Raw genomic sequence first — 14,292 nt, 5'->3', positions numbered from 1 at the left:
CAAAGTCAAAAGATCGCAGCCTCGTTTCACTCGACAGCTCCTACAGGCGGGGGGCGGTGCGGGTTAGACGTACTGCGCGGCGGCGTAGCCGGAGGCCCAGGCCCACTGGAAGTTGAAACCGCCCAGATGCCCGGTGACGTCGAGCACTTCGCCGATGAAATACAGGCCGGGGCTTTTCAGCGACTCCATGGTCTTGGACGAGACTTCATGGGTGTCGACACCGCCCAGGGTCACTTCAGCGGTGCGATAACCTTCAGTGCCGGCCGGAACCACTTTCCAGCTCGCCAGTTTTTCGGCGATGTCAGCAATTTCCGCGTGGGTGTATTGCTTCATCGGTTTGGAAACGAACCAGTTGTCCGCCAGCAGGTTGGCCATCTTCTTGGTGAAGATTTCCCCCAGCAGGGTTTTCAACTCGCTGTTCGGGCGTTCGGCTTGCTGCTGTTGCAACCAGGTCGGTACGTCGTGATCCGGCAGCAGGTTGATCTCTACCGAATCGCCGGATTCCCAGAACGAAGAAATCTGCAGAATCGCCGGGCCGCTGAGGCCGCGGTGGGTGAACAGAATGTTCTCGCGGAAACTCTGTTCGTTGCAGCTCACCAAGCAATCCACCGACGTACCGGACAGCTCGGTGCAAAGCTCTTTCAGCTGATCGGTGATGGTGAACGGCACCAAACCTGCGCGGGTCGGCAGCAAGTCGTGCCCGAACTGCTTGGCCACCTGATAACCGAAACCGGTCGCGCCCAGGGTTGGAATCGACAGACCGCCAGTGGCGATCACCAGCGATTCGCAGGTGACCTGGCCGAGCGTGGTGTCCAGCAGGTAACCGCTTTCGAGCTTCTCGATGGTCTGGATCGAAGTGTCCAGGTGCAGGCTGACGCCAACCTGATTGCACTCGTCGAGCAGCATTTCAAGGATGTCGCTGGATTTGTTATCGCAGAACAGCTGGCCGAGTTTCTTTTCGTGATACGGCACGCCGTGTTTAGCGACCATGCCGATGAAATCCCACTGGGTGTAGCGGGCCAGGGCGGATTTGCAGAAGTGCTCGTTCTGCGAGAGAAAATTGCTCGGTTCGGTGTACATGTTGGTGAAATTACAGCGGCCACCGCCAGACATCAGGATTTTCTTGCCAGCCTTGTTGGCATGGTCGAGCAACATCACCTTGCGCCCGCGCCCGGCGGCGGTCAGCGCACACATCAAACCTGCGGCGCCAGCGCCAATGATCACGACTTCGGTAGAGCGCAAAACGGTGTCCTCTTGATGTGTCACCACAAAACAAACTGTGGGAGCGAGCCAGCTCGCGAAAGCGGTGTGTCAGTCAGCATATAGGCCGACTGACAAATTGCATTCGCGAGCAGGCTCGCTCCCACAGGGGGAAGTACGCTGTTCTTACAGGATGCGCACGCGCAACGAACGGCCTTTGATCTTGCCGTCGTTCAGGCGCTGCAAGGCTTGCTTGGCGATCCCGCGTTCAACAGCCACATAGGCCTGGAAGTCGAAAATCGCGATCTTGCCCACCTGGGCACCCGGAATGCCCGCGTCGCCCGTCAGTGCGCCAAGAATGTCGCCCGGACGCACCTTGTCTTTACGGCCAGCGCCAATGACCAGCGTGCTCATCATCGGCAGCAGCGGTGCGCCGCCCTGGGATTTGAGGTTGTCCAGCTGGTCCCAGCTCAACGGCGACTTCTGCAGTTGCTCGATGGCTTGGGCACGGTGGGCTTCGGATGGTGCGACCAGGCTGATCGCAATACCTTTCTCACCGGCGCGGCCCGTACGGCCAACACGGTGGATGTGGATTTCCGAATCACGGGCCAGTTCGACGTTGATCACCATGTCCAGCGCATCGATGTCCAGACCGCGCGCGGCGACGTCGGTGGCGACCAGGACCGAGGTGCTGCGGTTGGCGAACATGGCCAGCACTTGGTCACGGTCACGCTGTTCCAGATCGCCATGCAGGCCGACGGCGGAGATGCCTTTGGAGGTCAGGTGATCAACGGTTTCCTGAACCTGCTGCTTGGTGAAGCAGAAGGCTACGCAGGATGCCGGACGATGATGCGCGAGGACTTTGACCACGGCGTCCATGCGCTCTTCCGGGGAAATCTCGTAGAAACGTTGCTCGATCTGCGTGTCGTCGTGGAACGCCTCGGCCTTCACTTGCTGCGGATTGCGCATGAATTTCGACGCCAGTTGCTTGATGCCCACCGGATACGTGGCGGAGAACAGCAGGGTCTGACGACGCTCCGGGCACTGGGCGATGATTTCTTCGATGGAATCGTAGAAACCCATGTCGAGCATGCGGTCGGCTTCGTCGAGGATCAGGGTGTTCAGGCCATGAAGCACCAGCGAACCCTTGCGCAGGTGCTGTTGAATGCGACCCGGAGTGCCGACGATGATGTGCGCGCCGTGCTCCAGGGAGCCGATCTGCGGGCCGAAAGACACACCGCCGCACAGGGTCAGGACCTTGATGTTGTCTTCGGAGCGGGCCAGGCGCCGGATTTCCTTGGCGACCTGGTCGGCCAGTTCGCGAGTCGGGCAAATGACCAGCGCCTGGCAACCGAAGAAGCGCGGATTGATCGGGTTCAGCAGGCCGATACCGAAGGCGGCAGTCTTGCCGCTGCCGGTCTTGGCCTGGGCGATCAGGTCCATCCCCTTGAGGATCACCGGCAAGCTTTGCGCCTGGATCGGCGTCATCTGGGCATAACCGAGGGAGTCGAGGTTAGCCAGCATGGCGGCGGACAGCGGCAAAGTATTAAAAGCGGTGGCGATGGTGGTCACGGGACTGGCCTGCAAAACAAAATGTCGCGCAGTGTATCAGTCCCACGCTCTCCACCTGCAACTTCTGGACGAGTAGCGTGTAGCAGCTGCCGAGGCACGAGGCTGCGTTGCGTGTCCGCAGGACCGCCCTCGGGGGCCGCTGCGCAGCCCAACGCAGCCTCGTGCCTCGGCAGCTGCTACAAGTCAGTGCTCTATATCGTGCTCGCGGCTGACCATCCGTCGGCCATCCTTTGGTGAAAGCTGGGAAAAGATCGTCGCGGCCAGCATCGCCATGATTCCGACCGTCACAAAGGTCAGCTGGAACGCGCCCAGAACCGTGTCCACGCCGTCGTTGCCGATCTCCGCCGTGAAGCCGCCGAGCAGCGCACCGGCACAGGCAACACCCAGGCTCAAAGACAATTGCGCGACCACTGACAACAAGCTGTTGCCGCTGCTGGCGCTGGCGTCGTCGAGGTCGATCAGGGTTACGGTGTTCATTGCGGTGAACTGCAACGAGTTGATCGCCCCCAGAATCGATAGCATCACCAACAGCAACCAGTACGGCGTTTGCTCGCTGACCAGCCCCATGCTCGCCAGCATCAACCCCAGCGCCAACGTGTTGCCGGTCAGCACGATGCGATAGCCCAAACGTTCGATCAGCGGTCGCGCCACCGACTTGGCGACCATCGCTGCCGCCGCCAGCGGCAGCATGCTCATCCCGGCTTGGGATGGCGAATATCCCAGCGCCACTTGCAACAGCAACGGCACGAGAAACGGCAGGGCGCCGCTGCCCAGACGAGCGAACAGGTTGCCGAGGATGCCCACGGCAAACGTCCGGGTCTTGAACAGCGACGGTGCGAACAGCGGATTTTCGACGTGCCCGGCGCGCAACCAGTACGCCGCCAGACACGCCATGCCACCGAACAGCAACAACATCACCCGCAAGTGCGGCAGGTGCAGTTCGCCGAGGCCTTCCATGGCGATGGTGATCAGCACCATCGCCGCACCAAACAGCAAAAAGCCCAGGCTATCGAAGCGGGTGCGTTCAGTGCCGCGCAGGTCGGGGATGAATTTCCACACGGCGTAGCAACCGACAGCGCCGACCGGCAGGTTGATCAGGAAGATCCAGTGCCAGGTCAGGTATTCCACCATCCAGCCGCCCATGGTCGGGCCGATCAACGGGCCGAGCAATCCAGGGATGGTGATGAAGCCCATGATCCGCACCAGTTCCGAGCGCGGGTACGCCCTGAGTACCACGAGTCGCCCGACCGGCAGCATCAGCGCACCGCCCAGGCCCTGGATCACCCGTGCGCCAATCAGCAGGCTCAGGGTGCTCGACAGTGCGCAGAGTAACGAGCCGAGGCTGAACAGCAGAATCGCGCCGAAGAAGATTTTCTTGGTACCGAAACGGTCGGCGATCCAGCCGGAGGCGGGGATCAGCAAGGCGACGGTGAGCATGTAGGCGATGATTACGCCCTGCATGCGCAGCGGGTCTTCGGCCAGGTCTCGGGCCATGGCGGGCAGGGCGGTGTTGAGGATGGTCCCGTCGAGGGATTGCATGAAGAACGCGATGGCGACGACCCACGGCACCCAGCGGGCGGTGACAGCGTCGAGAGGCGGGCGGTTGGGCATGGGACCTCTTGTGGGTTGAAATTAATGCAAGGTCATGGCTGCACTGACTCTGTGGCGAGGGGATTTATCCCCGTTCGGCTGCGAAGCAGTCGTAAATCCGGCTAATGCGGTCTGTCTGTCAAACCGCGTTTGCCAATTTGGGGCCGCTGCGCAGCCCAACGGGGATAAATCCCCTCACCACAGAATCCCCTGTGTACAGGGATTTTGTGTTTACAGGGTCAAGGTCAGTCGGCTGATCAACGCCCCCGGCAACAACGCCGACGCCGTGGCCCGCTGGCTGTACGTGCTGGCCGACAGCAACAATTCGCGCTCCTCGGTCAACGCCTCCAGCTGCGAACCCAGCAAACTGTAGGCACTGTCATCAAACCGCATGGTGCTCACCGGCGCCTGAATCTCGCCATTCTCGACCCAGAACGTCGCGAACCGCGTCATGCCGGTCAGGCGTGCCGCCGGTTGGTCCGAGTAGTTCAGGTACCAGAGGTTGCTGATGTACAAACCGGTGCCCAGTTGCTTGAGAATTTCTGCGTCAGGCAACGTACCGGCCGCCATGTTCACGGCACTCGGCATTTCACCACCGCTGGCGCCGTTGGCGGTCAGGCCGTACTCGGCGGCGCTGCGTGAACTGACCATCTGTGCGCCGGCCTTGCCGTTGACGATCAACTCAAGATCGCTGCGCGGATAACCTTCGCCGGAGAATGCCGGGCTCAACGAACCGCTGACCTTTTCATCGACCGACACCAATGGGCTGAACGCACTGTCGCCCGCATAAAGCTTCTGCAACGGGCTATTTTTGCTGGCAATCGACTGCGCCGAGAAACCGCCCCAGCCCAGCATGTCCATGATTTCTCCCAGGGCTGCCGGCGCCAGGTAGGCGCGGTACTGACCCGGCGCCAGGGTGTGTTGCGGTCTGCCGAGAAACGCCAACTGCTCGCGCGCCTGCGCAAAGCGTCTGGCAAACCCTTCGCTGTTCCAGTCGTGCCCGGCGTAACTGGCTTTCACCGCTTGGCCGTTGTCATGGAACAGGCTGAAATCGAAGTTGAAGCTGTTGGCCTGGTGCCAGCCAAACGCGCCCGAAGAACTGGCGAAGCCGCGACTGATCGGCCCGGCGGCGTAGAAACCGACCAGGTCCAGCCCTTCGGCAGCCTGGGTGATTTCAGCCACCACCTGCTCAGTGTCCGGTAGCGGATGCTCCTGAACGTTCTTGCTCTGCCAGCCGTTGTAGTTGAGCAGCAGGTACGGATCCTGCGGCAGCAGCGGCAAGGTTTCGCGCAACTGTTGCAGACCTTCGGCCAGGCGCTGAAGATCGACTTCGGCATCACCGGAAAGGGTAATGCTCAGATCGGCATGCCGGCCATCATTGATCAGTTTGAAACCGACACTCGCCTGCTGCACCTGACCGGCCTGACGCACCTTGGCGTGGTTGAAGCGCACGAAGGCCGAGGATTCGGCGGCGTAACTTAGAGTGAATTGCTCCGGCTCGCGAATCGCATCGCGCAGCCAATTGACCAAGGCCTTGAATGAATCGGCCTGGCTTTTTGAAGTGCTCATCAGGCGTCTCCCCCAAATACATCCACGTTGCTGAACACACAGGCCGGCGACGCATGGCCGACGCGGATTACCTGATTCGGTTCGCCCTTGCCACAGTTCGGTGTGCCCAGGACCTTGAAGGTACTGGCGTCGCCGACGGCACTGAGGCTTTTCCAGAACCGTGCGGAAATCGCCCGGTAGTTGGGATTTTTCACCACGCCTTTGAGTTCGCCATTTTCGATCAACTGAGCCCATTCGCAACCGAACTGGAATTTGTTGCGCGCATCGTCGATGGACCACGAGCGATTGGTCGACATCATGATGCCGTGTTCGATGTTGCCGATCAGTCGCTCCAGCGGTTGATCGCCGGGCTCGATGTTCAGGTTGGCCATGCGGTCGATTGGCGGGCGGTTCCAGCCGCAAGCGCGGCTGTTGGCAACGCCGTCCATGCCGGCACGGAATTGCGACAGTGCACCGCCCAGTGGACGCAGCAGCAAGCCTTCGCGGATCAGGAATTGTTTGTTCGCGGCCGTGCCGTCGTCGTCATGACCGTAGCTGGCGAGTTGTTCGGGAATGTCCGGGTCGAAGGTCACGTTTAGCAGTTTGGAACCGTATTGCAGGCGGCCGAAGTCTTCTGCCTTGACGAAGCTGGTGCCGGCGTAATTGCGCTCGTCACCGAGGATGCGATCCAGCTCCAGTGGGTGACCGATGGATTCGTGGATTTGCAGCATCATTTGGTCCGGCATCAACAGCAGGTCGCGCGGGCCTTGCGGGGTGTTGGGCGCCAGCAGCAATTGCAGCGCCTGATCGGCGACTTTCGGGCCGGCACCGACCAGGCCGCAGCGGCTGATCACATCAAAGCCGCCTTGTTGGCCGAAATTTTCGCGGCCCAGGGTACGGGTCTGGCTGTCATTGCCGTCGTAGGCGGTGACGTCCACGCTCGGGTAGACGAAACGCTGGGCCTGGCGCAATTCGGCGCCGGCGCTGTTGAGGTAGATCTGCTCGACATTGGTGATGCCGATGCTCACCTGCCAGTTCACCAGCCGCTCGTCCTTGGGCACGGATGCGGATTCGGCGCCGAGCAGTTGGTAGCAATCGCTCAGGGACGGGAAGGGCTGGTCGAGGTTTGGCGAAAAGTAGTCGGCGCGGTCGCTGGAGACGGCTTGCTCGCGCAGGTCGAGCAGGGCGTGGGGCTTGAGTCGGCGGGCTTGCTGCTCGGCTCGCTCCAGCGCGGCTTGCAGGCCGGACTGGGACAGGTCGTTGGTCGCGGCATAGGCTTCGACGCCGTTGACCCGAACGGTCAGCATCGCGCCTTCGTCACGGCTCAGACTGGGAGGTTCGGCAACGTTCTTGCGCACCGAAAGGTACTGGCCGGACTCGCGCACATAACGCAGCGAAAAGAATTCAGCGCCCGTGCGCAAGGCAGCGAAGCGCTGCTTGAGCTGGGGGTGGAAATCGAACATTCGGGAACCTCCTTGGTATGGAGTGGCGGTGTATCGATGTTGCGAGGGGGGTGAAACGTTTGCGTGGCGCTAGATTAGGCCTGCGCGGGGGGTAGGATCAAGGGCGGAGCGGTGTAGGAAAGGTTTACCGGGATATGTGTGGTGTTTAGTAGGGCCCCTTCGTCGGAACGCCGCCCGGAGCCGGCTCGCTCCCACATTTGATCTTGGGTGCTCACAGAATCTGTGTTCACTGAAGATCCCCTGTGGGAGCGAGCCTGCTCGCGAAGGCCGCGCCTCGGTGTTACGACTTACTGCGCAGTCAGGCTCACATCCCGCAACGGCTTGCCCCGCACCGGTGCATCACCGGCCACGAAGTAAGCAGCCTTGCTACGCGGCAATGGCTTGCGACCACGGATCTTGTCGGCGATTTTCTCGGCGATCATGATCGTTGGCGCGTTCAGGTTGCCGGTGGTGATGATCGGCATGATCGAGGCATCGACCACACGCAGGCTCTGCATGCCATGCACACGACCTTCAGCGTCAACCACTGCCATTTCGTCGGTGCCCATCTTGCACGAGCAGGACGGGTGGAACGCGGTTTCGGCGTGTTCGCGGATGAACTTGTCCAGCTGCTCGTCGGTTTGCACGTCGATGCCCGGGCTGATTTCGCGGCCACGGAAAGCGTCCAGTGCCGGCTGTTGCATGATTTCACGGGTCAGGCGGATGCCGTCACGGAATTCCTGCCAGTCCTGCTCGGTGGCCATGTAGTTGAACAGGATGCTCGGGTACTCGCGCGGATCCTTCGACTTGGCCTGAACGCGACCACGGCTCGGCGAACGCATGGAACCCATGTGCGCCTGGAAACCGTGCTCTTTCACACCGTTGCTACCGTTGTAGTTAATCGCGACCGGCAGGAAGTGATACTGGATGTTCGGCCAATCGAATTCCGGACGCGTGCGGATGAAACCGCCGGCTTCGAACTGGTTGCTGGCGCCGATGCCGGTGCCGTTGAACAGCCACTCGGCACCGATGGCTGGCTGGTTGTGCAAGAGCAGCGATGGGTACAGCGAGACCGGTTGGGTGCAGGCGTATTGCAGGTACAACTCGAGGTGATCCTGCAGGTTTTCACCCACGCCCGGCAGGTCGTGGACCACCGGAATGTCGAGTTTTTTCAGCAGCTCGGCCGGGCCGACGCCGGAGCGTTGCAGAATCTGCGGCGAAGCGATAGCGCCGGAGCACAGCAGCACTTCTTTGCGGGCGCGGGCTTCAACGCGCTCTTCAGCGGCGCCGATCAAGTAACGTACGCCGACCGCACGCTTGCCTTCGAACAGGATCTTATCGGTCAAGGCGTGGGTGACGATGGTCAGGGTCGAGCGCTTCTTGGCGATGTCCAGGTAACCGCGAGCGGTGCTGGCGCGACGGCCGTTCGGCGTCACGGTGCGGTCCATCGGGCCGAAACCTTCTTGCTGGTAACCGTTGAGGTCGGAGGTAGCGGGGTAACCGGCTTGCACGCCGGCTTCAACCATTGCGTGGAACAGCGGGTTATTGCCGGCTTTTGGCGTGGTCACGCTGACCGGGCCGTCGCCACCGTGATAGTCGTTCGGGCCGATGTCACGGGTTTCAGCCTTGCGGAAATACGGCAGGCAGTTCAGGTAGTCCCAGTCTTCAAGACCTGGCAGTTTGGCCCAGTTGTCGTAGTCCATCGCGTTGCCGCGGATGTAGCACATGCCGTTGATCAGCGAGGAACCCCCCAGGCCCTTGCCGCGACCGCATTCCATCCGGCGACCGTCCATGTGTGGCTCTGGATCGGTTTCGTAGCCCCAGTTGTAGCGACGGCCTTGCAGCGGGAACGCCAAAGCGGCCGGCATTTGCGTGCGGAAATCCATACGGTAGTCCGGGCCGCCTGCTTCGAGCAGCAGGACGGTGACGCCTTCGTCTTCAGTCAGGCGGGTCGCCAGGGTGTTACCGGCCGAGCCGGCACCGATGATGATGTAATCGAATTCTTGGGACATTAAATGCACCCTCTTTGAAGTTGGTCAGGTCGCCTGTGGCAGCTGCCGAGGCACGAGGCTGCGTTGGGTCGCGCAGCGACCCTCTGAGGGCGGTCCTGCGGACACGCAACGCAGCCTCGTACCTCGGCAGCTGCTACAGGGTTTTCAGCCGGGGTTTAGAAAACCGAGGCGTAATCGCCCAGTTCGACCTGTACCGATTTGATGCGTGTGAAGTTGTTCAGCGAGCTGATGCCGTTCTCACGGCCCACGCCAGACTGCTTGTAGCCGCCGACTGGCATCTTGGCGTCGGACTCGCCCCAGGCGTTGATCCAGCAGATACCGGCTTCCAGTTGATGGATCACACGGTGAGCGCGGTTCAGGTCTTTGGTGACAACGCCAGCCGCCAAACCGAACTCGGTGTCGTTGGCACGACGGATCACTTCTTCTTCGGTTTCGTAACTCAGGATGCTCATCACCGGGCCGAAGATTTCTTCGCGAACGATGGTCATCTCGTCGGTGCAATCGGTGAACACGGTCGGTGCCACGAACGCGCCCTTGGCGAATTCGCCTTCGATCAGACGGCTGCCGCCGCACAGAACGCGAGCGCCTTCTTCCTTACCTTTGGCGATGTAACCCAGCACGCTTTCCATGTGGGCGAAGCTGACCAGCGGGCCGAAGTTGGTGTTTTCGTCTTCCGGGTTGCCGACGCGGATACGGGCAACGCGCTCAACGATCTTGGCTTCGAAAGCGGCTTTCAGGTGGCTCGGCACGAACACGCGAGTGCCGTTGGTGCAGACCTGACCGGAGCTGTAGAAGTTGGCCATCATGGCGGTATCGGCGGCGCGATCGAGGTCGGCGTCGTCGAAAATGATCAGCGGGGATTTGCCGCCCAGTTCCATGGTCACGTCTTTCAGCGACGAGGCGGAAGCGCTGGCCATGACCTTCTTGCCGGTGTCGGTGCCGCCGGTGAAGGAGATTTTTTCGATGCGTGGGTGCTCGGTCAGCCAGGTACCGACTTCACGGCCGCTGCCGGTCAGGACGTTGAACACGCCAGCCGGAACGCCGGCTTCGGTGTAGATCTCGGCCAGTTTCAGCGTGGTCAGGGAAGTGACTTCGCTTGGTTTGAAGATCATCGCGTTACCGGCCGCCAGGGCTGGAGCGGATTTCCACAGGGCGATCTGGATCGGGTAGTTCCACGCGCCGATACCGGCCACGACGCCCAGTGGCTCGCGACGGGTGTAGACGAAAGAAGTGGTGCGCAGCGGGATTTGCTCGCCTTCGATGGCCGGAACCAGACCTGCGTAGTACTCCAGCACGTCAGCGCCGGTAACGATGTCGACGTAACGGGTTTCGGAGTACGACTTGCCGGTGTCCAGGGTTTCCAGAGCGGCCAGTTCATCGTTGCGCTCGCGCAGGATGTCGACGGCACGGCGCAGGATGCGCGAACGCTCCATGGCGGTCATGGCGGCCCAGATTTTCTGGCCTTTTTCAGCACTGACGACGGCGCGCTCAACGTCTTCCTTGGTCGCACGCTGTACGGTTGCGAGGACTTCACCGTTAGCCGGGTTGATGGCTTCGAAGGTGGCGTCGCTGCTGGCGTCGGAGTAACCGCCATCGATGTAAAGTTTTTGCAGTTCGAAACGGGCCATAGTGTCCTCGCAAGTGCATAAGTGGTTGGCGTTGACCACTGGGCGTGCCTTATAGCTTGGGCAACGCTGGTCAGTGGCGGTTCAGGGGTTGAGCGGTTCTGTGTGCTCTAACTCACCTGCTTGGCCAGTTGGAAATCCATGTATTCGTAAGCGATCTGGTGCGCCTGCCCGGTGTCGAAAGCATCTCCCGACAGCGCGCCGCGCAACCACAAACCGTCGATGAGGGCTGCCAGGCCGCGGGCGGCGCTGCGCGCTTGATCAAGCGGCAACACACGACGGAACTGGCAGCACAGGTTGGAATACAGACGGTGATCGTTGATCCGCTGCAACCTGTGCAAAGACGGGTGGTGCATGCTGGTGGCCCAGAAGGCCAGCCAGGTTTTCATTGCCGGGCCATTGACCTGGCTGGCGTCGAAGTTACCTTCGATAATCACCTGGAGGTGGGCCCGCGGGCTGCTGTCCTCCAGCGCCTGACGGCGCGCGGTGACGTTCTCGGTGAGGACACTCATCAGATACTGCGCCGTGGCAGCGATCAGGCCGTTCTTGTCCTGAAAGTAATGACTGATGATGCCATTCGAGACACCGGCCAAACGGGCGATCAGCGCAATGCTGGCGTCCCCCATTCCGACCTGATCGACCGCCTGCAATGTGGCTTCGATCAACTGCTGGCGGCGGATGGGTTGCATACCGACCTTGGGCATCTTGCACATCTCCTTAGGCCTTCCGGCGGACGTAAAACGTCTATCGGATTGAAGGCCAGTCTATTTTGTTTTGATTGAACGTTCAATCAACAAAGAATAAGATCTGCGACAATTCGTCGCTGCCTACAGGTTTTTCCTACGTGTAGTTGGCGGAAAAACGACATCCAAAAACGCTCGAACCCCACGCGCACTGGCGCTCCCGGGCTTCGGGCTTTTTTCGGGGTGTCTTTATATCACCCGCTGGTCGGCTGCCAACTAACCGATTGGTCGGGTAACGCGTTGCCTTGTGTTCTTCTCCCGCACTGCCCGGAGCATCTGTGCCATGAGTTCTGCCTCTCTTATAAAGACCCCACCCGAGAAGGTGACGGTCAACGGTTGGGTGTTCTACACCTCTACCGCGTTGATCCTGTTGTTGACCGCCATTCTGATCATCGCCCCGCAAGAGGCCGGCAGATTGCTCGGTATTGCCCAGGCCTGGTTGTCCCGCAGCTTCGGCTGGTACTACATGGTGGTAATCGCCGCTTACCTGGTCTTCGTGGTCGGCCTGGCGTTTTCGTCCTACGGCAAGCTCAAACTGGGCAGCAAAGACGACACGCCGGACTTCAGCTACGGCGCTTGGGCAGGGATGCTGTTCTCGTCGGGTATCGGCATTTCGCTGCTGTACTTCGGTGCTTCCGAGCCGCTGGACCATTACTTCAATCCGCCGGAAGGCGTGGCCGGCAGCAACCTTGCGGCACGTCAGGCGGTGCAATTGACGTTCCTGCATTGGGGCCTGCACGGCTGGGCGATTTACGCACTGGTCGGTCTGGCCGTGGCGTACTTCGCCTACCGTCATAATCAGCCGCTGGCGTTGCGTTCGGCGCTGTATCCGCTGGTCGGCGAGCGTTGGGTCAAAGGCGCGGCCGGTCACGCGGTGGACGGCTTCGGCATGTTCGTGACCCTGCTGGGTCTGGTGACGAACCTGGGGATTGGTTCGCTGCAGGTGTCGTCGGGGCTTGAAAATCTGTTCGGCATGGAACACAGCAACACCAACCTGTTGATCGTGATCATCATGATGAGCACCGTGGCGACCATCGCGGCCGTGTCCGGCGTGGAAAACGGCATCCGCCGTCTGTCCAACCTGAACATCGTGCTGTTCAGTGGTCTGCTGATTTTCGTGTTGCTGTTCGGTCCGACCCTGCACCTGCTCAATGGCTTCGTGCAAAACGTCGGCGACTACCTGAACGGCGTGGTGCTGAAGACTTTCGACCTCTATGTGTACGAAGGCGACAATGAGAAGTCTGACCGCTGGTTGGGTCTGTGGACCTTGTTCTACTGGGCCTGGTGGATTTCCTGGGCCCCATTCGTCGGCATGTTCATCGCGCGTATTTCCCGTGGTCGCACGGTGCGTGAACTGGTGGCCGGCGTGTTGCTGATTCCACTGGGCTTCACCTTGGCGTGGCTGTCGATCTTCGGTAACTCGGCCCTGGACCTGGTGATGAACCATGGTGCGGTGGAGCTCGGGAAGACGGCGCTGGAACAGCCGTCGATGGCGATTTACCAATTGCTTGAGCATTACCCCGCGTCGAAGATCGTGATCGGCGTGTCGATCTTCGTCGGTTTTGTGCTGTTCCTGACCCCGGCGGATTCCGGCGCGGTGATGATGGCCAACCTTTCCTGCAAGGGCGGCAACGTCGACGAAGATGCGCCGCACTGGCTGCGGATTTTCTGGTCGGCGGTGATCACGCTGGTGACCATCGGCCTGCTGTTCGCCGGTAACTTCGAAGCCATGCAAACCATGGTGGTGCTGGCCGGTCTGCCGTTCTCGGTGGTGCTGGTGTTCTTCATGTTTGGCTTGCACAAGGCGATGCGCCAGGACGTGCAGATCGAACAGGAGCAAGCGGAGCTCGCAGCGCGCGGTCGTCGTGGTTTCAGCGAGCGTTTGACGCAGCTGGACTTGCAGCCGAATCAGTCGATTGTTCAGCGCTTCATGGACAAGCAAGTCAGCCCGGCGCTGGAAGAGGCCGTGGTGCAATTGCGTGGCAAGGGGCTGGACGTGCAAACGTTGCTGGGCAAGGCCAAGCGTTGCATGGGCCTGCGGATCGAGATGGAAGAGGGCAACCCGTTTGTCTACGAAGTAAGCCTGGACGGCTATCTGGCAGCGGCGAGCGACAGGGTTTCGGCTGAAAGTGCTGATGAGCCCCGCGCACGTTACTACCGCGCCGAGGTGTACTTGCACAACGGCAGCCAGGACTACGACTTGATGGGCTTCACTTCGGATCAGATCACCCGTGACGTGCTCGATCAGTTTGAAAGCCATCGGCAGCTCCTTGGCCGGGTTTATAGCTGAGACTTGAGGTGATGCGGTGCACGTAGCTGCACCGCAGCTCTTATTGTGGTGAGGGGATTTCTGTGGTGAGGGGATTTAGCGAAACGTCGCACCGCCCCGTTGGGCCGCGAAGCGGCCCCAAAACCAGACACAGCGGTATTTCGGGAGATCGCGTTGGCAGGTTTTACGACTGCTGCGCAGCCGAACGGGGATAAATCCCCTCGCCACAGTGGTCCGTGTTAGAGCTGAATATCTGCACTAACAAAAACGCCGCGATCCTCTCGCGGCGTT

General features: G+C 60.7%; 9 protein-coding genes. 1 reads left to right on the top strand and 8 read right to left on the bottom strand.

Annotation, left to right across the window (positions count from 1 at the left end; all coding sequences use genetic code 11):
* Positions 1–63 precede the first annotated feature (63 nt).
* From ACYZTW_RS31035 to betI, 8 genes are all read right to left on the bottom strand, one after another.
* Positions 64–1,242, bottom strand: a complete 1,179-nt coding sequence (locus ACYZTW_RS31035; protein ID WP_462003044.1) for a BaiN/RdsA family NAD(P)/FAD-dependent oxidoreductase — start codon at positions 1,240–1,242, stop codon at positions 64–66.
* 144 nt (positions 1,243–1,386) lie between these two features.
* Positions 1,387–2,724, bottom strand: a complete 1,338-nt coding sequence (gene dbpA / locus ACYZTW_RS31030) for an ATP-dependent RNA helicase DbpA (protein WP_462005869.1) — start codon at positions 2,722–2,724, stop codon at positions 1,387–1,389.
* Between the two features lie 231 nt (positions 2,725–2,955).
* Entirely contained in the window at positions 2,956–4,383 is a 1,428-nt protein-coding gene (mdtD, locus tag ACYZTW_RS31025; protein ID WP_462003043.1) for a multidrug transporter subunit MdtD, read from the bottom strand.
* A gap of 210 nt (positions 4,384–4,593) precedes the next feature.
* Complete coding sequence (locus tag ACYZTW_RS31020) at positions 4,594–5,931, bottom strand: TldD/PmbA family protein (protein WP_462003042.1); 1,338 nt, start codon at positions 5,929–5,931, stop codon at positions 4,594–4,596.
* The gene (locus tag ACYZTW_RS31015; protein WP_462003041.1) at positions 5,931–7,373 is read right to left on the bottom strand and encodes a TldD/PmbA family protein; all 1,443 of its coding nucleotides are present in this window, start codon (positions 7,371–7,373) and stop codon (positions 5,931–5,933) included. The genes ACYZTW_RS31020 and ACYZTW_RS31015 overlap by 1 nt, the downstream gene beginning before the upstream one ends.
* A 287-nt stretch (positions 7,374–7,660) precedes the next feature.
* Positions 7,661–9,364, bottom strand: coding sequence for a choline dehydrogenase (gene betA / locus ACYZTW_RS31010; RefSeq protein WP_462003040.1), 1,704 nt, complete (start codon positions 9,362–9,364; stop codon positions 7,661–7,663).
* A 155-nt stretch (positions 9,365–9,519) separates the two neighbouring features.
* On the bottom strand, positions 9,520–10,992 hold the full coding sequence (gene betB / locus ACYZTW_RS31005) for a betaine-aldehyde dehydrogenase (RefSeq protein WP_462003039.1): 1,473 nt from the start codon (positions 10,990–10,992) through the stop codon (positions 9,520–9,522).
* A gap of 107 nt (positions 10,993–11,099) precedes the next feature.
* Positions 11,100–11,693: a transcriptional regulator BetI gene (betI, locus tag ACYZTW_RS31000; protein WP_462003038.1), complete on the bottom strand. Its 594-nt coding sequence runs from the start codon at positions 11,691–11,693 to the stop codon at positions 11,100–11,102.
* A 379-nt stretch (positions 11,694–12,072) separates the two neighbouring features.
* On the opposite strand from betI, the gene ACYZTW_RS30995 reads away from it, so the two are divergent.
* Positions 12,073–14,022 carry a BCCT family transporter gene (locus ACYZTW_RS30995; RefSeq protein WP_462005868.1) on the top strand — a complete coding sequence of 650 codons (1,950 nt, stop codon included), beginning with the start codon at positions 12,073–12,075 and terminating at the stop codon, positions 14,020–14,022.
* Positions 14,023–14,292: the final 270 nt, after the last annotated feature.

It is taken from the genome of Pseudomonas sp. LB3P25 (assembly GCF_054897985.1).
This window is presented reverse-complemented; position numbering and strand designations above follow the sequence as displayed.